The organism is Alloalcanivorax marinus (assembly GCF_016785095.1).
Classification (GTDB): Bacteria; Pseudomonadota; Gammaproteobacteria; order Pseudomonadales; family Alcanivoracaceae; genus Alloalcanivorax; species Alloalcanivorax marinus_A.
The window spans coordinates 85,201-105,972 of record NZ_JAEKJB010000010.1 but is presented as its reverse complement, the minus strand read 5'-3'; the positions used below and the strand labels follow the sequence as shown (position 1 = coordinate 105,972).

The following is a 20,772-nucleotide window of genomic DNA, read 5'->3' as shown; positions in this document are numbered from 1 at the left end:
CCGGATTGGCATCGCCTTACTCTCCAGTGAATCCGGGCTCGCGTTTGGCGAGAAAGGCGTTGATGCCTTCCTGGGCGTCCCGACCCTGTCCAAGCTCACTTTGCAGCGTCGCTTCGGCGTGAAGCTGTGCCTCCAGATCCTGTTCCGTGCTTCGGTCGATCAAGGACTTGATGCCCGCCAAGGCACGGGTGGGTTGTGCCGCCATCTTAAAAGCCAGCGACATGGCGTTGTCCATCAGCTGGTCGTTGTCGTGCACGGCATTGATCAGGCCCCAATCCAGAGCGGTCTCCGCTTTCAAGGCATCGCCACTCATCATCCACTGTAACGCCCTGGCGCGACCGATCAGGCGCGGTACGGTCCAGGTGCCGCCGGCATCGGGGATCAGCCCGAGCTTGATGAATGCCTGGATAAAGGTGGCGGATCGGGCGGCGAGGACGATGTCGCCGGCCAGGGCGAGGTTGCAGCCGGCACCGGCGGCAACACCGTTGACGGCGACGATAACGGGTTTTGGCATGCCGCGTAGCAGGCGAATGATGGGGTGATAGCTCTGATGCAGGGCGGTTCCCAGGTCGGTGGCGTCTTCGCCGGCGCTGTCCGTGCCCTTGAAATGGCCCAGATCGGCACCGGCGCAAAAGCCGCGGCCATTGCCACTGAGTACCAGGGCGCGGCAGGAGGCGTCTTCGGCCACCGAGCCGATCGCCTGGCGCATTTCCTTGAGCATCAATGGTGAAAGCGCGTTGAGGCGCTCCGGTTGATCCAGTAGAACCACGGCAACGGCGCCCTGGCGGGTGAGCCGGAGCGTGTGAAAGTCGTGATCAGCGGCGTTCTTGGTCATGGGGTCTTTCCTTTCGAGTGTGAAAACAGGATCGGGCTTATAGCCACCAGGTCTGGAAGTCGGAGGGCCAGAACCATTCCAGAGTGAAAATGGTGACGCCATAGAAGGCGATGAGTTTGGCCCAGATTCTGGTGAAGTAGGGCATGGACTCCCGGTGGAAGCGCAGCTGCATCCACAGCGAGTAGAAAAAGAGAACAGTGGCGAGCGTGACCTGGATGGCGATGATCAGGTTGATGCGAGGGAGAACATCGACGGGGCTGGCGAACAGGTAGTGGCCGAAGGACAACCAGTTACCGACCACGAAGCCCTGGATCAGCGTGTAGACATGGTCGGGGTAATCCCCGGACACCGTGCTGGAGGCGCGCCAGGCGGCCAGGGCCAGCGGAATCCACAGGGCGGCGACAATGGGGGCGTTCAGCCAGGCGGGTTCCGGGTACTGATCGAAAAACACCACGTTGTCAAAGAAATGCAGGGTACAGCCGGCCAGGGTCAGCCAGATCAGCACCTTGAAAATCGTGAAGTACTTTGAATCGGGTTGCATAGTCGGTCCTTATGACGGTTGTTATAAGTCATGGCCGGACGGTATTCTATGACGATCGTTATATCAATGGCCGGAAGTGATGGAGATGAGAGAAAAGGCGTCACGGCAGCGGCTGGTCGCCGGTGCCGCGGATTTGCTCAGTCGCAGAGGCGTGAAGGCCACCAGTATCCGCGAACTGGCCAAGCATGCCCGGGCCCCTCTGGGTTCCACGTACCACTACTTTCCCGGTGGCAAGGCTCAACTGGTCACCGAGGCGGTGCGTTTTATCGGCGATAAGGTCAGCGAGGTATTGGCGAGCTCCCTTCAGCAAGGGCCTGTCACCGGGCTCCAGGAGTTTCTGGCGTTATGGCGCCGGGAAGTGGTGCGCTCGGATTATCGCGCCGGTTGCCCGGTGCTGTCGGTGGCGGTGGAGGAGCCGGACAATGAGGAGGGGATGGCGGCGCTGGCGGTGGCTAAGGCCGTTTTCGCCGACTGGATCGGTCTTCTGACACGCTCTCTGGTCAATCAGGGGGTCGAGGAACAGAAGGCTGAGCAATTGGCCATCTTGGTGGTTGCCTCGGTGGAGGGGACCATCGCGCTGTGCCGTGCGCGGCGCAGCGTCGAGCCTCTGGAGCAGGTATCGATGCAACTTGAAGCGCTGATCAGGCAGGCCCTGGGGGAATAACCGATGACTCCGGAACAGAAAGCGGAACAATACAATGGTCACGGTAGTAGCGGGTTGCCGGGCCTGGTGGGCGCGCGGATGACCCGTATCGACGACCGGACTGGAAGAGTCGAAGCGGAGCTGCCGGTGGCGGGTAAACTGATGGCTCCCAACGGGTTTCTGCATACCGCCTCGGTGCTTGCTCTGGCCGATACCTGCTGTGGCAACGGTACCATGGCCAGCCTGCCGACTGTTCCCACGATAGGCGTCGGTCGTGTCCAGAATGTATGACCGGCTTTTACTGGTCGCCATTGTCGTTGTTCCACTGGTGCCGATGCTGCTTTATAAATGGTCCTATTCGTTGGATACCTGGTATGTGCCCTGGGGCGAGAATCGCCTGGATTACTTCGACACGGGCTTCGAACAGGCTGCCCGACAATGGCTGCGCAAGGTGGCCGAGCGAGGCGACGCGGTCTATGTGATCACCGATAGTCAGTGTCCCTGCGCCAGACCCGTTTTGAAAAAAATGAACCGTGCGCTGGATGGTGATGTGCCGGTGCGGGTCCATGACCTCTACCGGGATCGGGCCGACCAAGACGGTTTGTCGTCATTGGTCCGCTATCTGCCTGCCGTGCCCACCGCACTGGTGGTGAAATCCGGAAAGCTCCGTTATGTCGGCCCGCTGGTCACCGGTAACCTTTGCTCCCGGGAAGCGCGATTCTCGCCACCTCTCGCCGCGTACCGGAGCGTCACCGACGGCACTGTGTTCAACTGGCTCTCGAAGGGCTGTTATTGCCGTGTTGTTCCGGAACGGCTGGATCAGGCGGCGGAGGCGTCGGAGAGCAGGCCCAGAAGCCGTTCCGTGACTCTGTCGAAATAGCCGGTGTCGCCATAAATACGAGCCATCAGGATGGCCCCCTCATAGTCCGACACCGCTTGCCGGCCAATTTCCCGTGCCGCCTTCCGGGGAAGCTGGCTGCCGAGGATATGGGCCAGGGCCTGGGCCCATTCGTCCATGAAATCCCGCACCTGCTCCATCAGTTCGGGGGCATCGCCCATCGCGTCCACCGAGATGATCCCCATCAGGCAGCCGATGGTAGGGTTCATGAAGAGCTTTTTCCCCTTGCGTCCGAGTTTCGTCAGGCGATCCCGTGGGGCGTCATCCTGGTAGGCAATGCTGAACAGGCCATCGCGAATCTGTTCGTGTGTCCAGGCCAGAACGTCGTGTACCAGGGCTTCCTTGCTTCTGTAATGGTGGTAGAAGGAGGCCTTGGTCAGCCCACAGGCGGTGGCGAGCGCGTCCATGCTGGTACCGTGATAGCCGCTTTGTTTCAGGGTGTTGGCGCAGCGGGACAACAGTTCCGCGCGGGGCAGCTTTTGCGGGCGCATGGAAGGTCTCCGGGGTAAGTGGGAAAGGCATGCTAGAACAGCGTCCTCGTATTCACAACTTGAAGTCTACCAAACGTTCATTTATAAACTAAACGTTCGGTAAGTAACTTGTTCGTTCTAGGAGAGAAAGATGTCGGAACTCAATAGTGGAGCAGGTCGGGTAAGCCGGGAAAAACGAGGCGCGGTATTCCTGATTGGCCTGGATCGCGCTGGCAAGCGCAACGCCTTCGACAGTGCCATGATCACGGATCTCTCCCTGGCGCTCGGGGAGTATGAGCGGGATGACGATTTGCGCTGCGCGGTGATTTTTGGTCATGGCGATGTATTCACCGCCGGCCTGGATCTGATGGAACTGGCGCCGAAACTGATGTCCGGGTTTGGCTATCCCGACAATGGCGTCGATCCTTGGGGCGTGGAGCCGCCGCGCAGGACCAAACCGGTGGTGGTCGCGGTCCAGGGGGAATGTTGGACGGCGGGCATTGAGTTGATGTTGAACGCCGACATCGTGGTGGCCTCGGAGGAGGCCCGCTTCGCTCAGGTGGAGGTGCTGCGTGGTATCGCTCCGGTGGGGGGCGCCACGGCGCGCTTCGTGCAAGCCGCCGGCTGGCACAATGCGATGCTCTACATGCTGACCGGTGAGGCGTTCACCGCCGAGCGGGCCTTATCCATGCGTCTGGTGAACGAGGTGGTGGCGACCGGTGAAGCACTTCAGAGGGCGCTGGTGTACGCCGAGCGTATCGCCAAGGCGGCGCCGCTTGGCGTCAAGGCCACCTTGCAATCCGCCTTCAAGGCCCGGGATGAGGGCGAGGCGGCGGCGTTGTCGCAACTGAACAATACGCTGCTGGGGCTGATGAAAACACAGGACGTGCAGGAAGGTATCGCCGCGATGATGCAAAAGCGCGAACCTCAATTCAGGGGTCACTGAACCACGCCGGGAAGCAGAATAATAAAGGAGACATGCTCATGAGCGATTCGATACTGCTGAAACTGCACCTGTTCGGCGTGGCGTTCTGGTTCGGTGTGGTCGGTGTGGAGTTCATCGTTGAGAGGCAGCGCGCGGCCAGCCGGGAACAAGGCTTTCTGGTGGCCCGCGTTCATGAACGCATTGATCTTTTTCTCGAAATGCCGGCCTTTGTGCTGGTTCTGATCACCGGCGTCATGATGGTCGACATGGACCGTTTGACGGGCTTCTATCTATTGAAGGTGAGCGCCGGGGCGATCGCGGTGCTGGGCAATGTTTTGTGCCTGGCGCCGGTCTTCGCGCGAAAAAGCGCCGCGGACAGGCAGGACCTTGGTGCCGTGATTCGCTATTCCGCCGCCATCGATCGAATCACTCTGGTGGCCCTGCCCGCGGGTTTGCTGGCGTTTTGCCTGGGTGTCGCGTTGATGCTGAACGTGATTCAGTGAACGTCGCGCACCCAGGCCCGCTTTTCCTCAGTAGCTTACTTCCACGGACGCCATGTAGTTACGCGGGTCGCCGTAGTAGTTGTTCACCCCGCTGCCCACTTTCTTGTAGTACTCCTTGTCGAGGATGTTGTTGGCGTTGAGCCGCAGGCGCAGGCCGTTGCCGAAGTCGTAGCTGGCCATCAGGTCGTAGACGGCGTAGCCGGCCTGGCGGTATTTCACGTCGCCGGAGCCGGTGGTGTAGATATCGCTTTGCGCGCGCACGCCGCCGCCCACGGTGAGGCCCTGGGGGCGCTTGTTCAGGTTGTAGCTGGTGAACAGCCGGAACAGGTGGCGCGGGTCGGCGGTGCGGATCGGGTCGCCGATGTTGTCCGGGTCGTCGTCTTCCACGTATTCGGTGCGGTTGTTGGTGTAACCGGCCAGCAGTTGCCAGCCGGGCAGCACTTCGCCGGCGAGTTCCAGTTCCCAGCCTTCGCTTTGCGTTTCACCGTCGGCGACGCGGCAGTGGCCGTTGGTGTAGTAGGGGGTGCAGGGGTCGGGGCTGCTGGCGTCCTCGACGGCGGCACCTTCGTTGTTGATGCGGAAGGCGGCCAGGGTGACGTTGAGGCGGCCGTCGCGGAATTCCCCTTTGAGGCCGGCTTCGTAGTCCTTGCCGACGATGGGGTCGAGCAGGCTGCCGCTGGCGCTGTATTCATCCTGGGGCTGGAAAATGTCGGTGTAGCTGGCGTAGACGCTGTAGGTGTCGTTGAGGTCGTAGACCAGCCCGAAATAGGGGGTCAGTTCCTTGTCCACGTCGTAATCGCTGTCCGGGTCGCTGGGCACTTCGAACTCCCACCAGGTGGCGCGGGCGCCGGCGATCACGGTGAGCGGGTCGGTTACCGAGAAGCGGGCGGTACCGTAGACGCCGTGCTGGCGGGTGTAGGTCACGCGGCCGGAGGTGGTGATGTTGGCGTAGGGTTCCGGAATGTCGTGGTAGGGGTCCCAGTCGCGGATGTCCACGTTGGTGAGCACGTTGGGGGTCCAGACGCCGGACGTGCCCCGGGTGCGCACGCGCTGGTGGTCGGCGCCGATCACCAGTTCATGCTCGCGGCCGAACAGGCGGAACGGGCCGTCGGCGGTGACCGAGTAGAAGCGCTGGTCGCTGGCGTCACCATCATAGATGGAGGTGGAGACGTTCATCAGATAGGGGTTGGTGGCGCTGGCGGGCTCGAAGTAGGTTTGCTTGAAGCCCTCGTCCTCCATGCGGAAGCGTGTCTTGGTGGCGGAGGCTTCCAGGTGCCAGCCGTTCTCGAAGTAATGGTCCAGCTCCAGGAACAGTTGCTCGTTGAAGCGGTTCCACTGGTTCCAGTCGGCGCCCAGATAGGTGTCCCGGGGCAGGTCGAGCTGGCTGCCGTCGAAGTCCGCGGGCAGGCCGCCCCAGGAGCCGGTGGCGTCCAGGTGGGTGTACTGGTAGCCGGAGGCCAGGGTAGTGCGGTCGGTGAGGTCCATTTCCAGCACGCCGTAGAACACCTTGCGGTCTTCCTGGCGGGCGTCCTGGAAGAATTCCCGATCATCGGAGACCGCCACCAGCCGGCCACGCAGCCGGCCGGAGGGGATCAGGGCCCCGGAGATGTCGCCTTCGATGCGCTGGCGTTCCCAGGAGCCGTAGGTGGCCTTGGCGGAGGCCTGGAACGCCTCGGTGGGTTTCTTGCGGACCATGTTCACGGTGGCGGAGGGGTTGCCGGTGCCCTTGAGCAGGCCGGCGGAGCCGCGCAGGATTTCCACCCGGTCCAGGGTGGCCATGTCCGGCTGGATGAAGATGGAGCCGCCCTGGTCGACGCGGCCGCCGTCGATCTGCAGGGATTCGATCCGGTAGCCTCGGGAGTAATAGTTGACCCGTTCGCTGTCGGTGTAGTCCACGGTGACGCCGGGGGTGGCGCTGAGTACGTCGTGCATATCCAGCAGGGCGCGGTCGTCCAGGCTGCGGCGGGTGACCACGGTCACCGGTTGCGGCGTGCGGCGTACCGACTGGGTGCCCTTGAAAGTGCTGATGGCGTTGGCGGTATAGCCGCCGGAGCCTTCGGTCATCGGCGTCAGGGCCACGTCGTGCACGTTCACTGGCGCCAGCACGTTGCCGCCGGCCTTGATCAGCGTGATGCTGTCGTCGGCTTCCACCCGGTAGCTCAGGTCGGTGCCCTGGAGCAGGGTGTCGAGGCCCTCGCGGACGGTGAACTCGCCGTTCAGGCCGGGGCTGCGCTTGCCGGCGGTGAGGCTGCTGTCGCCGCTGAGGTAAACGCCGGCCCGTTCGGTGAAGCGGTTCAGGGCCTCGGACAACGGGCCCGGGGGAATGTCCACGCGCACGCGGGCGGCTTGGGCCTGGGCGTGGGCGGGCGCGGACCACAGTGCCGGCAGGGTGGTGGCGGCGATCCCGGCCAGGCCGGTGACGCTGAGTTGAATCGCCAGGGCCAGCGAGCCGGCCCGGCGAGGGATGAACAAAGTGGGTGTCGAGGGCATGTCGTGCCTTCCTCCGGTTTCAATGTCGGCGTTCTACCTCTCAACACGGATGAGCCGGAAAAAGGGGAAGAAAAAGTTTCGCGGTTACGCCGGAACCAGGGTTACCCACCAGGGCAGCAGTCGCCGGGCACGCACCGGCAGGGCGTTTTCCAGCATCGCCAGGGCCTGTTCCGGGCGTCCGGTGGGGTAGGTGCCCAGCGCGCGCAGCTGGGCCACCGACGGGTCCACGCCCAGGTGACCGTGGCGGTAGCGGGCCAGCTCCGCGACCAGTTCGCCCAGGGGCAGGTCGTTGGCGACGATCAGCCCCTGGGACCAGGCTTGCCGGGCCGGGTCGGCGGGGCCGGCGGAATGAATCGAATCGGTCTGGAAGGTGGTTTGCCGACCGGCATTGATGATCGCCTCCCGACCGTTGCCGGTGCGGATCGCCACGGCGCCCTCATAGACCGCCAGAAAGCTGTGATCCGCATGTCGGCGCACGGTGAAGCGGGTGCCCAGGGCACGCAGACGGCCGTGCCGGGTGTCCACCACGAACGGGCGCTGGCGCGGGTCCGGGGCGGTCTGGATAAGGACCTCGCCATCATGGAGGGTGAGCCGGCGCAGGGCTTCGCCGTAGGCCAGGTCCACGGCGCTGGCGCTGTTCAGCCAGAGGTGCCCGCCGTCGGGCAGGGCCAGGTCGCGGATTTCGCCGGTGGCGGTGCGCTGATCGGCGCTCAATTCGGCCATCAGGCGCCCGCCGGCCTCCGGCAGTGGTGTGCGGCTCCACACCAGCCAGGCGGCGAGACCGGCGGCGCCGCCGGTCAGCAGGCGCCGCCGGGTGAGGCGTTCGCCACGGGTGTGCCGCAGAATACGCCCGGCACCGTCGCGCCCGGCGCCATCGCGGGCCTGTTGGAAGCGGGCGCTGATCTGTTCCACGTAGCGCCAGGCACGGCGGTGCTCCGGGTGGTCCTCGATCCACTCGCGCCAGCGGTCGTGCTGCTCCGGGCCGGTGTCTTCGTCGCCGAGGGTGGCGAACCATTCCGCGGCCTGTTCAAGGATGTGCGGCTCGGGAAGCGGGGGCGCGTGCTCGGGTCTGTTATCCACGGGCGTCCTGGAAGCGGGCGTTGATCTTCATGCATTCGAGCATGGCCTTGGCCATGTAGCTTTTCACGGTGCGTTCGGACACCTCCAGGCGGTGGGCGATGTCCTTGTAGGTAAGTCCGTCGATCTGGGAAAGCAGGAAGGCGCGGGCCACCTTGGGCGGCAGGCGGCGTAGCATTTCGTCGATTTCACAGAAGGTTTCGACGATCACCGCCTGGTCTTCCGGCGAGATGTCCACTTCCTCGGGGCGTGCGGCGAGTACCTCCAGCCAGGCCTGCTCCACCGCCCGGCGTCGCCACAGGTCGATGCACAGGCGCTCGGCCACGGTGCGCAGATAGCCACGGGCACCGTGGGTATTGTTCAGGCCACGGGGCCGCGCCAGCAGGCGCACGAAAGTGTCGTGGGCGAGATCGGCGGCCAGCGCCGGGCAGCCCACGCGCTGGCTGAGCCATTGGCGCAGCCAGCGGTGATGCTCGGTGTAGAGGGTCTCCACCGTTTGGTGGGGTTTTGCCACCCCGGACATGATTTCCGCCCCCAGGCATGAATTCGCGTGAAGGGCGGATTATGAATGAGAATGGTTTTTATTACAATTATGGGCGTTTGAGCTTCGCCTTGAGTCGCTTGTCCATGCGCCGGAAAAATGGCTGGGTGTACTTCACCGCCGGGCCGGGCACCGCGGCCAGCACTAGGCTGCCCACCGTGCCCAGGGGGCTGCCGACCCGCGCCGGCTGGTCGCGCAGGGCCTTGAGAATCCAGCCGGCGGCGTCTTCCACCTTCATCATGCGCATATGCTTGTAGATCGACGTGCGATCGGACATGGGCGTGCGCACCATGGGGAAGTACACCACGGTGGCATGGATGCCCTTGTGGCCCAACTCCGCGTTCAGCGAGCGGGAGTAGGATTCCAGCGCCGCCTTGCTGGCCAGATAGGCGGAGAACAGGGGGATCGGCACCTGGGCGGACAGGGTGGAGGCATTCACCACATGGCCGTGGCCCTGTTCCAGAAAACGCGGGATCAACCCCATGGTCATGCGCAGGGCGCCGAAGTAGTTGAGCTGCATGGTGCGTTCGTAGTCGTGGATGCGGTCCAGGGCCTCGACGATGGGGCGGCGGATGGAGTGGGCGGCGTTGTTGACCAGGGCGTCCACCCGGGGGTGCTCGGCGAGCAGGGCGTCCAGGGCGGTGTCGACGCTGTCCGGGTGGGTCAGGTCCGTGGGATAGATCCAGGCCCGTCCGCCTTCGGCGTGGATATCAGCCTGTACCCTGGCCAGTTCCTCCTCACGGCGGGCCAGCAGGCACAACCGCGCGCCCCGGCGCGCCAGTTGTCTCGCGGCTTCCTCGCCGATCCCGCTGGACGCGCCGGTGAGCACGATGGTCTTGCCTTTGAAGCTCATGGAGGGTCTCCGCTGTGGGCATCCAAACACGCATGGTGACCGGCGCGGCGGGGAAAGAAAATGACCCGGTTCGCGATAGCTTTTGCTTTGCTGTTGTTATGTTATAACATATTTATCCCCAAACGATTTCCCGGGAGACCTCCCATGACCGACCACCGCTTGCCGGTGACCGTGCTGTCCGGCTTTCTTGGCGCCGGCAAGACCACGGTGCTTAACCACATTCTCAATAATCGTGATGGCCGCCGGGTGGCGGTGATCGTCAACGACATGAGCGAAATCAACATCGACGCCAGCCTGGTGAACCAGCAGGTGAGCCTGAATCGCGCCGAGGAAAAACTGGTGGAGATGAGCAACGGCTGCATCTGCTGCACCCTGCGCGAGGATTTGCTGCTGGAGGTGCGGCGGCTGGCCGCCGAAGGCCGGTTCGATTACCTGGTGATCGAGTCCACCGGTATTTCCGAGCCGTTGCCGGTGGCCGAAACCTTCACCTTCGAGGATGAAAACGGCGAAAGCCTGTCGGCGGTGGCGCGGCTGGATACCCTGGTGACCGTGGTGGACGGCGCCAACTTCGCCAACGATTACCGGCGCGCGGCGGAGTTGCGTGACACCGGCGAGAGCCTGGGCGAGGACGACGAGCGCAACGTGGCCGATCTGCTGGTGGATCAGATCGAGTTCTGCGACGTGCTGCTGGTGAGCAAGACCGATCTGATTGACGAAGCCGCGCGGCGGTCGGTCATCGGCACGTTGCGAGCGCTCAACCCGGAAGCGGAGATCATTCCCATCCGCCAGGGCGCGGTGCCCCTGGACAAGGTGCTCGACACCGGGCGCTTCGATTTCGAGCGCGCCAGCCTGGCGCCGGGCTGGCTCAAGGAAATGCGCGGTGAGCATACGCCGGAAACCGAGGAATACGGTATTTCCAGCTTCACCTACACGGCGCGCCGGCCGTTTCACCCGAAACGTTTTTATGACTTCCTGCACCGCCAGTGGGACAACGGTAAGCTGCTGCGCTCGAAAGGGTATTTCTGGCTCGCCACGCGACCGAGACTGGCCGGCACCTGGAGCCAGGCCGGCGGTGTCGCCCACCATGGGGTGGCCGGCTTCTTCTGGAAGGCGGTGCCCGAGGCGCGCTGGCCGGAGGACGCCGAGACCCGGGCCTTCATCCTTGAGAAGTGGGAGGAGCCGTTCGGCGACATGCGCCAGGAACTGGTGTTCATCGGCCAGGACATGGACCCGGCTCTTGCACGCGCGGCTCTGGACGCCTGTCTGTTGGACGAGAAGGAGATGCTGGCCGGGGTGGAGTACTGGCGCACCCTGGAGGACCCGTTCCCTGACTGGGGGTTGGCCGAGGCGGTATGAACGGCCTGTTCAAGCGCTCCGGATGACCGGATAATGTAACACTCCGCCCGGTGTCGGGCGGAGTGCACCGGGTCGGGAGAGAACATGCCGTACACGCAGGAAGAACAACTGGATATTGCCCAACGGCGCTGCCAGGAGCAGGGCCTGCGGCTGACGCCCCAGCGCCGTCAGGTGATGTCGCTGCTGCTTGGCCACCAGGGCCCGGTGAGCGCCTATGACCTGCTCGACGAGCTGCAGCGCGAGCACCAGCCGGGCGCCAAGCCGCCCACCATTTACCGGGCTCTGGATTTCCTGGTGTCCGCCGGCCTGGCGCACCGCCTGGCCTCCACCAATCGCTACCTGGCCTGCGATCACCTGGCCTGCGATCATGGCCACGACGCTGGCACGCTGTTTCTGGTGTGCGATGAATGCGGCACCGTGCGCGAGGCGCCCATGGACGCGGCGCTGCGCCGGCAGCTTAACCGCAGCCTGGGGCAGGAAGGTTTTCGCGCCGGCCCGCAACCGGTGGAGATACACGGCCGCTGCCGGGACTGCGCCTGATCCAGCCTCTAAAACAACCCGTTTTCGCGCGCCGCGTGGCGCACCAGCTCCCCGGTGATGCCCACCGGTCGCCCGAATGAACGGTCATAATGGGCCTGGTTCAGGGCGTGGCATTCCTTGCTGATCTGGTCATACAGCTCCCGGGGCGCCAGGCCTTGGGCCTCGGCCAGTGGTCGCAGCCCGAATACGGCGTAATCAAGCCGCTGGCGGCCGGCCGCCTTGAGCAGTTCCGGAACCCAGCCCTCCGGCGAGAGCTGGGTCTGGTAGCGCAGATTCTGATAGTCCAGCTGGGCGGCCAGGGCGGTCGCGTCCACCACCTCGAAGTAGTTGCGTACCACCAGGGTGAGCAGTTCGTCGAGACGCTGCCAGACCAGCCGTTTCTGTTCCTCGGAGTAGGCGTTCCAGTCCACCACTTCATGGCTGAAGCGGCGGCAGCCGCGACAGACCGTGTCGCCGAAGACGGTGGAACAGACGCCAATGCAGGGGGTGCCGATACGGGTTTTACTCATGGGCCGGATTGTAACGGGGAAGCGGGGAGGGGGTCGACGGTATCGTGCATCGGGCCGGCCACGGTAAAATGGAATCGTTGCCATCCAACGGATCGATCATGACCCAGTCTTCCGCCCGATTGTGGCGCGACCCGCGCCTGCCGTTCGTTGAGAGCCGGCGCGCCACGGACAGCCACGCCTGTTACCGCCCGCACAGCCACTCCACCTGGTCCATCGGTGTGGTCGATCGCGGTCGCAGTGATTTCAGCTGCCCTGGCGCCGGCCGCGTTCTGGAGCCGGGCACCTTGATCAGCATTCCAGCCTGGCTGCCGCACGCCTGTAACCCCTTGCCGGGGCGCACTTGGGGCTACCAGATGCTGTATGTGGACGTGGCCTGGATGCGGCGTTGGGCGGGCACGTTGCCCACCGGGGTCGAGGTGCGCCGGGACCGGTCCGCCTATGAGCGTTTCCAGCACCTCAATGATTGCCTGTTTTCACGTCGTGGCGCCGATGCCAAGGCCGCGGCGCTGGCGGCGTTTCTGAGCCGGAACGATTGGCGTGGCGAGCCCCTGGTGGGCCCGCCGCCGGCGGCGCCGGAGCTGGAACCGGTACGCCGCTGGTTGGCGGCGCCCCTCGCCGAGACGCCTTCGCTGCCGGCGCTGGCGGCGCGGCTGGGGTTGAGCCGTTATCAACTGAATCGCCGTTTCCAGGGCGCCACCGGCATGACCCCCCACGCCTACCGGCTGGACCGGCGCATCGACCGGGCAAGGCGCCTGCTTCGCGAGGGCGCGGCGCTTACCGAGGTGGCCCATGATCTCGGCTTCGCCGACCAGAGCCATTTTCAGCGTGCTTTCAAGGAGCGCGTGGCGATGACGCCGGGCGCCTATCAGCGGCCGCGCTGAGCGCACTTTTCTTCAATCCCGCCGTGCCGCTTTTCTCTAAGGTGCCCTCTCCGTGCACGGAGAGGCCCATGCTGGATTCGTTCATTCCCGTCGCCGGTGCCCATTTTCTTGCCCTGTTGAGCCCCGGCCCCGATTTCATTCTGATCGCGCGCAGCGCCCTGGTGTCCGGGTGGCGGGCGTCGGTGGCGGTTTGCCTGGGCGTGGCTTTGGGCAACGGCATCTTCATCGCCTTGGCGGTAAGCGGCTTCGCGCTGCTGGATTCCGGCGGGCTGCTGTTCCGGGTGGTGCAGTGGGCGGGGGCCGGCTATTTGCTCTACCTGGGCATGCGTTTCTGGCAGGCGGCCTCGGCGGCACGTGGTGGCATGATCGGGGTGGGCGGCGCCATCACAGACCCCCGGGCGGGGCTCCTGGCCGGGCTGGCCTCGGCGCTGCTCAACCCCAAGAACGGGCTGTTCTACATGAGCCTGTTTTCGGTGCTGGCCGCCCGGGGCACGCCCACCGCCGTGCAGGCGCTTTACGGGCTGTGGATGTTTCTGGTGGTGTTGTGTTGGGATCTGCTGGTGGCGCGGCTGCTGATCGTCCGGGGCCGGGCGCCGGCGGGGGCACTGCGCCACGGGCCCTGGGTGGAGCGCGTCGCCGCCGTGTTGATGGTGGCTCTGGCGGTGGGGGTGCTGCTGGCGTGAATCGCGACTGAAGTCGTTCCGACGACGCGCGCCACCGAAGCCTTCCGCTGTAGGAGCGACCGGGCGGCGTTCCGCTTCAGTCGCGATCAAGCGCGATCAGAAACGCTCCGGATCGATATCCCGTTCGGTGAGGCGCCGCTTGTTCTGCAACAGGGTCTTCCAGTCCTGCACGTATTCCGGCAGCGGCGGGGACACCAGATTCAGGCCGGTCATTTCCTGGAACGCCTGCGGGCTGATGGTCTTGCCGCCGTACATGTGCGCCAGCCGGTGCAGGGCGTGGGTATGCAGCTTGCGCTGTGATTCGAAGCGTTGGTCGTAGTAGCTGTATTTGTCGTCCCAGCCGAGCATGCGGGTGTGCACCTGGAAGCGCTGGTAGGGGCGCAGTTCGCGGATGTAGGCGATTTCGGTGTTGGCCACCACGGTGCTGGTGCGTGCCTCGACGGCGCGGTTCAGCAGGCCGGTGACCACGGCGTGTTCCAGCCGGCAGCGGTCCATGATCTTGACGTATTTGCCGGTATTGAGTTGCAGGTTCAGGTCGATGTCGAGCAGCCCGACGCGGAATTCCATCCGCACCGTGTCGAACAGGTCGTGGGTCGGCGTTCTCTTGCGGCGCCGTGCCGCGCTGATCAGTTCCAGCATGGATGCTCGTTCCTTCCCCGGTGGCGCCGCCGGTCCGGCGCGGTACAGACTTCAGGATACAGGATACAGCGCGGGCGGCCACACCGCGCGGCGGCGCTCGCTTTCGCCGCGGCCAACCGCCGGGCTATCGCGGCTGAAGCCGCTCCTACAGCGTTCGAGAATTACCGGACGGTTCCCCGATGGGGCTCAGGCCGCGCGGGCCAGATGAATGCTGAACAGCTCCTCGTCGTCCACCCAGCTCGACAACGGCGCGAAACCGGCCTCCACCAGCTCCCGGGAAAACCCCTCCACGGTGAACTTGTAGGAGCTTTCGGTGTGGATGCGGGTGCCCGTCGGCAGCGCGATCCGTCGCCCGGCCACGCTGACGGTCTGGTCGCGGAGACATTCCAGGTGCATTTCAATGCGTTGCGCGGTCTCGTTATAGAAAGCCAGGTGCTCGAAGGCGTCCGGCTCGAAGCCGCAGTCCAGCCGCCGGTTGAGGTGGTGCAGGGCGTTGCGGTTAAAGGCGGCGGTGTGGCCCTCGGCGTCGTTGTAGGCGGCGTTGAGGCGGCCCGGGTCCTTTTGCAGGTCGGCGCCGATCAGCAGGAAACCGTCGTCACCGGCCAGGCGCCGCAGGCCGGCCAGGAAGTCCGCCCGCGCGACCGGTTCGAAGTTGCCGATGGTGGAACCCGGGAAAAACACCAGCCGTGGCCGGCCCTGGTCGTCGGCGGGGAAGCTGAGCGCCTGGGAATAGTCCGCGCACACGGCGGTAAAGTGCACCGAGGGGTGGCGCGGCGCCAGTGCGCGGGTGGCGCCGAGCAGGCATTCCCGGGAGATCTCCAGGGGCATATAGCCGCTCGGCCGCCAGCGGTCCAGCAGCAGGCGCGCCTTGTCGCAGCCGCCGGCGCCGGGCTCGGCGATCACCAGCTCGCCGGGCAGTTGCGCGGCCATGGCATCGGCGTGCTCGGTCAGCAGGGCCGCCTCGGTGCGCGTCGGGTAGTACTCCGGGGTGCGGGTGATGGCGTCGAACAGGGCGGAGCCGCGCTGATCGTAGAAGTACTTCGGGTCCAGGCTTGGCGAGGGGGCGGACAACGAGGCCGCCACCTCCCGGGCGGCGTCGGTCACCGGTGGCCGCAGGTCCAGGAAGGTCAGATTAGGCAATAGCTGTTGGGGATGGGCCACGGGGCGCCTCCATGCTTTGGGCCAGACGAACGCCGCTGAACTGCCAGCGCAGGTGGGGCTGGAAGAAATTGCGGTAACTGGCGCGCAGATGGTCGCGGCTGCTGGCGCAGGAGCCGCCGCGCAGTACCATCTGGTTGCTCATGAACTTGCCGTTGTATTCCCCCACGGCGCCTTCTTCCGGGGCGAAACCCGGGTAGGGCAGGTAGGCGCTGGCGGTCCATTCCCAGACGTCGCCGAACATCTGCAGCAGGGTGCCCGGCGCGTCGGCGCGGGCCACGGAGGGGTGAAACCGGCGGTTGTCCACGAAGCCGCCGGAAGCTACCGGCAGGCCGTTGGCGGCATGTTCCCATTCCGCTTCGGTGGGCAACCGCTTGCCGCACCAGCGGGCGAAAGCGTCCGCCTCGTAATGGTTGAGGTGGGCGACCGGCTCGTTGAGCCGGATCGGGCGCCGCCCGGCCAGGGTGTAGTATTGCGGGGCGCCATCGTCCAGAAACCAGTACAAAGGCGCCTCGGCGCCGGCCTGGCGCACCCAGTCCCAGCCGTCGGAGAGCCACAGCTCCGGGCGGCGGTAGCCGCCGTCCTCGATGAACGCCAGGTACTCCGCGCAGGTGCTGGGCCGGTTGGCCAGGGCGAAGGGTTCCAGCCACTGGCGGTGGCGTGGGGTCTCGTTGTCGAAGTGAAAGCCGTCGCCGGGCCGGGCGCCGATTTCCACCAGGCCGCCCGGGTGGTTGATCCAGGCGAACTCCGCTGCCCGGGCGTCCGTATCCTCCCGATCCTGGTAGACCGGCCACAGCGGGTTGTAGGAAAAGCTGTGTTTGATGTCGGTGAGCAGCAGTTCCTGATGTTGCTGTTCGTGCTCGATGCCCAGGGCCACCAGCGCCAGTAGAGCCGGGTTGTCATCACGGGCCAGAAGGTCCTGCATGGCGTCGTCCACCCGGGCCCGCCAGCGGTACACGGTGGCGGTGTCCGGGCGCGATAGCAGGTGCCGGCGCGGGCGCGGGTATTGGGCGCCGATGCCGTTGTAGTAACTGTTGAAGAGGTATTCGAAACGCTCGTCGAAGGGGTGGTAATCCGGGCAGTGGGGTTTGAGGATGAAGGTCTCGAAGAACCAGGTGGTATGCGCCAGATGCCAGCGTGGCGGGCTTACCTCCGGGCAAGCCTGCAGGCCCATGTCCTCGACGCTCAAGGGTTGGCACAGGGTTTCACTGAAACGCCGGGTGTTGGCCAGCCGGTCGGCGAGGCCGGGGTGGTTTGGCGGGCTGTCAGGCTGGCTCATGGGCAATCCCCTTGCTGGTGCCGGATGGTATCCAGAATGCGCACACCGTTGAGCGGAAGCAACAATGTCGGCACACCGGCGCTTCGTTATAGTGTGCTTTTAACAACCTTTGATCGCGGCTGAAGCGAAACGCCGCCGGGCCATAAAACAAGGAGTCAGTATGAACATTGAAGGTAAAGTCGCCGTGATCACCGGGGCCGCCTCCGGCCTGGGCCGGGCCACCGCCGAGGCGCTGATCGCCAAGGGCGGTAAGGTGATGATCCTGGACCGGGACGAGGAAAAGGGCGCCCAGGCCGCCGCCGAGTTGGGCGAGGCCGCCGGTTTCGTGGCCACCGACGTCACCGACGAAGCCTCGGTGAAGGCCGCCATCGACGCCACTCGGGACAGGTTCGGTGCCATCCACCTGTGCGTGAATTGCGCCGGCGTGGGGTCCGCCATGAAGACCGTGGGCCGGGACAACCAGCCCCATGATCTGGGCGTGTTCAACATGGTGGTGCAAATCAACCTGATCGGCACCTTCAACGTGGCGCGGCTGGCGGCGGCGGTGATGGCCGAGAACGAACCCGGCGAGGACAATGAGCGCGGCGTGATCGTCAACACCGCCTCGGTGGCCGCCTTCGACGGTCAGGTGGGTCAGGTGGCCTACGCCGCCACCAAGGGCGGCGTGGTGGGCATGACCCTGCCCATGGCCCGGGACCTGGCCAAGCTGGGCATCCGGGTGAACACCATCGCCCCGGGCATTTTCAACACCCCGCTGATGAACGCCGCCCCGGACAAGGTGAAAATGCCGCTGATCGAGATGACCCAGTTCCCGAAACGGCTCGGTGAACCGCCGGAGTACGCCGCCCTGGTGTGCCATATGGCGGAGAACACCTTCCTCAACGGCGAGACCATCCGCCTGGACGGCGGCATCCGCATGCAGCCCCGCTAAGCGGCCGGTGCATCGCGGTGGAACCACCGCGATTCCGCTTCTCGATCATTCCAAAACGTAGCAGGGCTGGTAATGGCTGCCCGGCAGCTTCATGCGGCTCTGCGCCACGAACGATTGCAGCAGGATGTCCAGCTGGGCCATCAGGCCCGGCTCCGCGGTGAGCCGGTAGGGGCCGTGTTCCTCGATGGCCTGGATGCCGGCTTCCTTGACGTTGCCGGCGACGATGCCGGAGAAGGCGCGGCGCAGGTTGGCGGCCAGATCGAACACCGGCAGGTCTTTGCGCAGGGCCAGCGCCGTCATGGCGGCGTGGGTGGGCTGAAACGGCTTCTGGAATTCCAGTGGTACCGTCAGGCGCCAGTTGTAGTAGAAGGCGTCGTCCTGCTTGCGGCGGAAGGCGGTCAGGTCGTCGACGCCCTCGCGCACCGCCAGCGCCACCGCCTCCGGGTCGTCGACGATGATCCGGTAGCGTTTGGCGGCGTCGTCGCCCAGGGCGTAGCGGATGAAGGTGTCGATCTGGCGGAAGTACTCGGCGCTTTCCGCCGGGCCGGTGAAGACCACCGGCAGCGGGATGTCCCGGTTGCTCGGGTGCAGCAGCACGCCCAGCAAATAAAGAATCTCCTCGGTGGTGCCGACGCCGCCGGGGAACACGATGATGCTGTGAGCCATGCGCAGGAACGCCTCCAGCCGTTTCTCGATGTCCGGCATGATCACCAGTTCGTTGACGATCGGGTTGGGGGCTTCGGCGGCGATGATGCCCGGCTCGGAGATGCCCAGGTAGCGGCCCTGGCGGTTGCGCTGCTTGGCGTGCGCCACATGGGCGCCTTTCATCGGGCCCTTCATGGCGCCCGGGCCGCAGCCGGTGCAGATGTCCAGGCCGCGCAGGCCGAGCTGGTAGCCCACGCTCTTGGAGTAATCGTATTCCTCGCGGGAGATGGAGTGGCCGCCCCAGCACACCACCAGGTTGGGCAGCACGCCGGCATGCAGCACACCGGCGTTGCGCAGGATGTGGAACACCGCGTTGGAGATGCCGTCGGTGTCCTCCAGATCGAAGCGGCCACCATGCTCGATTTCGTTGGCCACGTAGACGATATCGCGCAGTACCGCCGAAAGGTGCTCGCGAATACCACGAATCATGCGGCCGTCCACGAAAGCACCGGCCGGCGCGTTGTCCAGCTTGAGCATCAGGCCCCTGTCCTCCTGAATCACCTGAATCTCGAAGTTTCGATAGGTTTCCAGCACCTGGCGGCTGTCGTCGGTGGGGGTGCCGGCGTTCAGCACCGCCAGGGCGCAGCGGCGCAGCAGGTCATGGAGCCCCTTGGTGGAGGTATCGCGCAGGCGCTCCACCTCTTGCTGGCTGAGAACTTCCAGGCTGCCTTCCGGGGCGACGATGGTGGATACGGTCGAAGTCATGGAATCCAGTGTGTGTTGAAAGTGAAAGGCGGGCAGTATAACCCCAGGGCCGTGACTCCCGTCTCGTTTGATGGAAATCAGTTTTTACAGGATTTCATGCCCGGAGACTGCCGGAGTCGCTGCCAAAACCCGCCAACTGGGTCACTATGGACCCATTGGCGTGGAGGCCCTGTCATGGGGGCGTCATTCCCGCCCCCTAGGCTGTGACGATCGCTGGAGTCTGGCATGTTGCTGAAGTATCTGAATCAACTCGATGACGCGGTGCATGAACTGCTGGCGCGCCCGGACCCGGATGCCCTGACACGATGCAACGAGTGCGTGCGGGTACTGGACCAATACCTGGAAACGCAGATGGAGCCGGTGGCCCGGCGTGGCCGCGAGATCATGGCCCAGTCCCTGGCCCGCCTGCCGACGCCGGTGGGCGAGGGCGCGACCCCGGTGGCGCGGGTGGCCGGCTGAAAGCGCCTCGCCATCGCGGCTGGCCTCAGGGCCCGCGGTGCTGGCGCAGGGCCTTCTCCCGTTCCTCGGGGAACAGATCGGGCTGTCGCGGGCTCTTCAGGTCCCTGAGCCGCACGCCCACGCCCAGCAGTCGCGCCGGCGCCGGATGGCGTTCCCACAGCTGGGTCAGCATCCGCTCGAAGGGTTCCCGCTCGACCCGGTCGCCACCCTGGTCGGTGCTGACGATGCGGAAGTCGTTGTAGCGCACCTTCACCGTCAAACCCTGGATAATGTAATTGGCGTCCAGCCGGTCGATGCGCTGGCGCAACCGCTCCAGAAGATCGTCCAGTTCCCGCAGCCATTCCGCCAGGGTACGTTTGTCCTCATGGTAGGTTTTCTCCACGCTGGCTGACTTGCGCCGCCGGCTGGTCTGCACCGGCCGGTCGTCCTCGCCCCGGGCCAGGTGGTAGAGGCGCTCGCCGAAGCTGCCGAAGTGGTGGGCCAGGTCCAGCCGGCTGATGCCCTGCAGGTCTCCGCAGGTATGAATGCCCAGCGCCGCCAGCTTTTCACCGGTGACCCGGCCTACCCCGGAAATGCGTTTCACCGGCAGGGCCGCGACGAAGGCCTCGACCTGCTCCGGTGGAATCACGAACAGGCCATCCGGCTTGTTCCAGTCGCTGGCCACCTTGGCCAGGAACTTGTTCGGGGCCACGCCGGCGGACACGGTGATATGGAGGGTGTCGCGCACTTTGGCGCGGATCGCCTCGGCGATGCGGGTGGCGCTGTTGGCGTGCAGCGGGCTCTCCGACACATCCAGAAACGCTTCGTCCAGGGAGAGGGGCTCGATAATGTTGGTAAAGGTGCGAAAAATATCGTGAATCTGCCCGGAGACCCGGCGGTATTTATCGAAATCCGGGCGCAGAATCACCAGTTCGGGACACAGCCTCAGGGCCTGGGACGAGGACATCGCCGAGCGCACGCCGAATTCCCGGGCCGGATAGTTGCAGGTGGCGATCACCCCGCGCCGGTTGGGATCGCCGCCCACCGCCACCGGTCGCCCGCGCAGGCGCGGGTCGTCGCGCACCTCGACGGCGGCGTAGAAACAATCACAATCCACGTGGATGATCTTGCGGCTCACGGAAGTCCGGTATGGTCGCGGGTAATGTAAGGAG

24 protein-coding genes are annotated in these 20,772 nt (G+C 65.1%); 11 read left to right on the top strand and 13 right to left on the bottom strand.

The features are described from left to right. Positions 1–16 precede the first annotated feature (16 nt). Both JF515_RS14140 and JF515_RS14135 read right to left on the bottom strand, forming a co-directional pair. Positions 17–835, bottom strand: a complete 819-nt coding sequence (locus tag JF515_RS14140) for an enoyl-CoA hydratase-related protein (protein ID WP_203105106.1) — start codon at positions 833–835, stop codon at positions 17–19. Between the two features lie 37 nt (positions 836–872). Continuing rightward, complete coding sequence (locus JF515_RS14135; RefSeq protein ID WP_203105105.1) at positions 873–1,376, bottom strand: hypothetical protein; 504 nt, start codon at positions 1,374–1,376, stop codon at positions 873–875. An 85-nt stretch (positions 1,377–1,461) separates the two neighbouring features. Between JF515_RS14135 and JF515_RS14130 the strand changes: the two genes are divergently transcribed. From JF515_RS14130 to JF515_RS14120, 3 genes are read left to right on the top strand one after another with little or no spacing between them, the layout of a single operon-like run. Then, positions 1,462–2,040: a TetR/AcrR family transcriptional regulator gene (locus JF515_RS14130; protein WP_203105104.1), complete on the top strand. Its 579-nt coding sequence runs from the start codon at positions 1,462–1,464 to the stop codon at positions 2,038–2,040. A 3-nt stretch (positions 2,041–2,043) separates the two neighbouring features. Beyond that, on the top strand, positions 2,044–2,310 hold the full coding sequence (locus tag JF515_RS14125; RefSeq protein ID WP_203105103.1) for a PaaI family thioesterase: 267 nt from the start codon (positions 2,044–2,046) through the stop codon (positions 2,308–2,310). Continuing rightward, a complete protein-coding gene (locus JF515_RS14120) occupies positions 2,303–2,899 on the top strand; it encodes a DUF6436 domain-containing protein (protein WP_203105102.1) in 597 nt (198 codons plus the stop codon). Before JF515_RS14125 ends, JF515_RS14120 begins: the two co-directional genes overlap by 8 nt. Here JF515_RS14120 and JF515_RS14115 read toward each other — a convergent pair. Beyond that, entirely contained in the window at positions 2,839–3,408 is a 570-nt protein-coding gene (locus JF515_RS14115; RefSeq protein WP_203105101.1) for a TetR/AcrR family transcriptional regulator, read from the bottom strand. The two genes, JF515_RS14120 and JF515_RS14115, sit on opposite strands and share 61 nt — an antisense overlap. A gap of 130 nt (positions 3,409–3,538) precedes the next feature. Here JF515_RS14115 and JF515_RS14110 point away from each other — a divergent pair, with 130 nt between their 5' ends. Both JF515_RS14110 and JF515_RS14105 read left to right on the top strand, forming a co-directional pair. Next, positions 3,539–4,333 carry a crotonase/enoyl-CoA hydratase family protein gene (locus JF515_RS14110; protein WP_203105100.1) on the top strand — a complete coding sequence of 265 codons (795 nt, stop codon included), beginning with the start codon at positions 3,539–3,541 and terminating at the stop codon, positions 4,331–4,333. A gap of 38 nt (positions 4,334–4,371) precedes the next feature. Beyond that, positions 4,372–4,815 carry a hypothetical protein gene (locus JF515_RS14105; RefSeq protein WP_203105099.1) on the top strand — a complete coding sequence of 148 codons (444 nt, stop codon included), beginning with the start codon at positions 4,372–4,374 and terminating at the stop codon, positions 4,813–4,815. Between the two features lie 27 nt (positions 4,816–4,842). Here JF515_RS14105 and JF515_RS14100 read toward each other — a convergent pair whose 3' ends face one another. The 4 genes from JF515_RS14100 to JF515_RS14085 all read right to left on the bottom strand — a co-directional run bounded on the left by JF515_RS14100 (position 4,843) and on the right by JF515_RS14085 (position 9,776). Next, on the bottom strand, positions 4,843–7,305 hold the full coding sequence (locus tag JF515_RS14100; protein ID WP_203105098.1) for a TonB-dependent siderophore receptor: 2,463 nt from the start codon (positions 7,303–7,305) through the stop codon (positions 4,843–4,845). A gap of 84 nt (positions 7,306–7,389) precedes the next feature. After that, a complete protein-coding gene (locus JF515_RS19690) occupies positions 7,390–8,385 on the bottom strand; it encodes a FecR domain-containing protein (RefSeq protein WP_203105097.1) in 996 nt (331 codons plus the stop codon). Further along, the gene (locus JF515_RS14090) at positions 8,378–8,905 is read right to left on the bottom strand and encodes a sigma-70 family RNA polymerase sigma factor (protein ID WP_203105096.1); all 528 of its coding nucleotides are present in this window, start codon (positions 8,903–8,905) and stop codon (positions 8,378–8,380) included. Before JF515_RS14090 ends, JF515_RS19690 begins: the two co-directional genes overlap by 8 nt. A gap of 67 nt (positions 8,906–8,972) precedes the next feature. Next, a complete protein-coding gene (locus tag JF515_RS14085) occupies positions 8,973–9,776 on the bottom strand; it encodes an SDR family NAD(P)-dependent oxidoreductase (RefSeq protein WP_203105095.1) in 804 nt (267 codons plus the stop codon). Positions 9,777–9,920: 144 nt separating this feature from the next. Here JF515_RS14085 and zigA point away from each other — a divergent pair, with 144 nt between their 5' ends. After that, on the top strand, positions 9,921–11,132 hold the full coding sequence (gene zigA, locus JF515_RS14080) for a zinc metallochaperone GTPase ZigA (protein WP_203105094.1): 1,212 nt from the start codon (positions 9,921–9,923) through the stop codon (positions 11,130–11,132). An 84-nt stretch (positions 11,133–11,216) separates the two neighbouring features. Next, positions 11,217–11,672: a Fur family transcriptional regulator gene (locus JF515_RS14075; RefSeq protein WP_203105093.1), complete on the top strand. Its 456-nt coding sequence runs from the start codon at positions 11,217–11,219 to the stop codon at positions 11,670–11,672. An 8-nt stretch (positions 11,673–11,680) separates the two neighbouring features. On the opposite strand, the gene JF515_RS14070 is transcribed toward JF515_RS14075, so the two are convergent. Further along, positions 11,681–12,181, bottom strand: coding sequence for a DUF1289 domain-containing protein (locus tag JF515_RS14070; RefSeq protein ID WP_203105092.1), 501 nt, complete (start codon positions 12,179–12,181; stop codon positions 11,681–11,683). Positions 12,182–12,279: 98 nt separating this feature from the next. Between JF515_RS14070 and JF515_RS14065 the strand changes: the two genes are divergently transcribed. Then, positions 12,280–13,062: an AraC family transcriptional regulator gene (locus JF515_RS14065; protein ID WP_203105091.1), complete on the top strand. Its 783-nt coding sequence runs from the start codon at positions 12,280–12,282 to the stop codon at positions 13,060–13,062. Positions 13,063–13,130: 68 nt separating this feature from the next. After that, the gene (locus tag JF515_RS14060) at positions 13,131–13,745 is read left to right on the top strand and encodes a LysE family translocator (protein ID WP_203105090.1); all 615 of its coding nucleotides are present in this window, start codon (positions 13,131–13,133) and stop codon (positions 13,743–13,745) included. Between the two features lie 96 nt (positions 13,746–13,841). Here JF515_RS14060 and JF515_RS14055 read toward each other — a convergent pair whose 3' ends face one another. From JF515_RS14055 to egtB, 3 genes are all read right to left on the bottom strand, one after another. Further along, positions 13,842–14,384 carry an acyl-CoA thioesterase gene (locus JF515_RS14055; protein ID WP_203105089.1) on the bottom strand — a complete coding sequence of 181 codons (543 nt, stop codon included), beginning with the start codon at positions 14,382–14,384 and terminating at the stop codon, positions 13,842–13,844. 186 nt (positions 14,385–14,570) lie between these two features. Beyond that, positions 14,571–15,545 carry an L-histidine N(alpha)-methyltransferase gene (egtD, locus tag JF515_RS14050; RefSeq protein ID WP_203105088.1) on the bottom strand — a complete coding sequence of 325 codons (975 nt, stop codon included), beginning with the start codon at positions 15,543–15,545 and terminating at the stop codon, positions 14,571–14,573. Further along, positions 15,517–16,821 carry an ergothioneine biosynthesis protein EgtB gene (gene egtB / locus JF515_RS14045; protein WP_203105087.1) on the bottom strand — a complete coding sequence of 435 codons (1,305 nt, stop codon included), beginning with the start codon at positions 16,819–16,821 and terminating at the stop codon, positions 15,517–15,519. Before egtB ends, egtD begins: the two co-directional genes overlap by 29 nt. A 160-nt stretch (positions 16,822–16,981) precedes the next feature. Between egtB and JF515_RS14040 the strand changes: the two genes are divergently transcribed. Beyond that, a complete protein-coding gene (locus JF515_RS14040) occupies positions 16,982–17,752 on the top strand; it encodes a 3-hydroxyacyl-CoA dehydrogenase (protein WP_203105086.1) in 771 nt (256 codons plus the stop codon). Between the two features lie 45 nt (positions 17,753–17,797). On the opposite strand, the gene ppnN is transcribed toward JF515_RS14040, so the two are convergent. Next, entirely contained in the window at positions 17,798–19,162 is a 1,365-nt protein-coding gene (gene ppnN / locus JF515_RS14035; protein ID WP_203105085.1) for a nucleotide 5'-monophosphate nucleosidase PpnN, read from the bottom strand. A 225-nt stretch (positions 19,163–19,387) separates the two neighbouring features. On the opposite strand from ppnN, the gene JF515_RS14030 reads away from it, so the two are divergent. Then, on the top strand, positions 19,388–19,621 hold the full coding sequence (locus JF515_RS14030; RefSeq protein ID WP_203105084.1) for a hypothetical protein: 234 nt from the start codon (positions 19,388–19,390) through the stop codon (positions 19,619–19,621). Positions 19,622–19,646: 25 nt separating this feature from the next. Here the strand turns inward: JF515_RS14030 and dinB are convergent, their stop codons facing one another. Next, positions 19,647–20,738 (bottom strand): DNA polymerase IV, encoded by a 1,092-nt coding sequence (gene dinB, locus JF515_RS14025; RefSeq protein ID WP_338015227.1) that lies wholly within the window; start codon positions 20,736–20,738, stop codon positions 19,647–19,649. Positions 20,739–20,772 lie beyond the last annotated feature (34 nt).

Excerpts from the sequence above, each read along its gene's own strand:
- JF515_RS14140 (WP_203105106.1), bottom strand. The coding sequence starts at position 835 with ATGACCAAGAACGCCGCTGATCACGACTTTCACACGCTCCGGCTCACC.
- JF515_RS14135 (WP_203105105.1), bottom strand. The coding sequence starts at position 1,376 with ATGCAACCCGATTCAAAGTACTTCACGATTTTCAAGGTGCTGATCTGG.
- JF515_RS14130 (WP_203105104.1), top strand. The coding sequence starts at position 1,462 with ATGAGAGAAAAGGCGTCACGGCAGCGGCTGGTCGCCGGTGCCGCGGAT.
- JF515_RS14125 (WP_203105103.1), top strand. The coding sequence starts at position 2,044 with ATGACTCCGGAACAGAAAGCGGAACAATACAATGGTCACGGTAGTAGC.
- JF515_RS14120 (WP_203105102.1), top strand. The coding sequence starts at position 2,303 with ATGTATGACCGGCTTTTACTGGTCGCCATTGTCGTTGTTCCACTGGTG.
- JF515_RS14115 (WP_203105101.1), bottom strand. The coding sequence starts at position 3,408 with ATGCGCCCGCAAAAGCTGCCCCGCGCGGAACTGTTGTCCCGCTGCGCC.
- JF515_RS14110 (WP_203105100.1), top strand. The coding sequence starts at position 3,539 with ATGTCGGAACTCAATAGTGGAGCAGGTCGGGTAAGCCGGGAAAAACGA.
- JF515_RS14105 (WP_203105099.1), top strand. The coding sequence starts at position 4,372 with ATGAGCGATTCGATACTGCTGAAACTGCACCTGTTCGGCGTGGCGTTC.
- JF515_RS14100 (WP_203105098.1), bottom strand. The coding sequence starts at position 7,305 with ATGCCCTCGACACCCACTTTGTTCATCCCTCGCCGGGCCGGCTCGCTG.
- JF515_RS14090 (WP_203105096.1), bottom strand. The coding sequence starts at position 8,905 with ATGTCCGGGGTGGCAAAACCCCACCAAACGGTGGAGACCCTCTACACC.
- JF515_RS14085 (WP_203105095.1), bottom strand. The coding sequence starts at position 9,776 with ATGAGCTTCAAAGGCAAGACCATCGTGCTCACCGGCGCGTCCAGCGGG.
- zigA (WP_203105094.1), top strand. The coding sequence starts at position 9,921 with ATGACCGACCACCGCTTGCCGGTGACCGTGCTGTCCGGCTTTCTTGGC.
- JF515_RS14075 (WP_203105093.1), top strand. The coding sequence starts at position 11,217 with ATGCCGTACACGCAGGAAGAACAACTGGATATTGCCCAACGGCGCTGC.
- JF515_RS14070 (WP_203105092.1), bottom strand. The coding sequence starts at position 12,181 with ATGAGTAAAACCCGTATCGGCACCCCCTGCATTGGCGTCTGTTCCACC.
- JF515_RS14065 (WP_203105091.1), top strand. The coding sequence starts at position 12,280 with ATGACCCAGTCTTCCGCCCGATTGTGGCGCGACCCGCGCCTGCCGTTC.
- JF515_RS14060 (WP_203105090.1), top strand. The coding sequence starts at position 13,131 with ATGCTGGATTCGTTCATTCCCGTCGCCGGTGCCCATTTTCTTGCCCTG.
- JF515_RS14055 (WP_203105089.1), bottom strand. The coding sequence starts at position 14,384 with ATGCTGGAACTGATCAGCGCGGCACGGCGCCGCAAGAGAACGCCGACC.
- egtB (WP_203105087.1), bottom strand. The coding sequence starts at position 16,821 with ATGAGCCAGCCTGACAGCCCGCCAAACCACCCCGGCCTCGCCGACCGG.
- JF515_RS14040 (WP_203105086.1), top strand. The coding sequence starts at position 16,982 with ATGAACATTGAAGGTAAAGTCGCCGTGATCACCGGGGCCGCCTCCGGC.
- ppnN (WP_203105085.1), bottom strand. The coding sequence starts at position 19,162 with ATGACTTCGACCGTATCCACCATCGTCGCCCCGGAAGGCAGCCTGGAA.
- JF515_RS14030 (WP_203105084.1), top strand. The coding sequence starts at position 19,388 with ATGTTGCTGAAGTATCTGAATCAACTCGATGACGCGGTGCATGAACTG.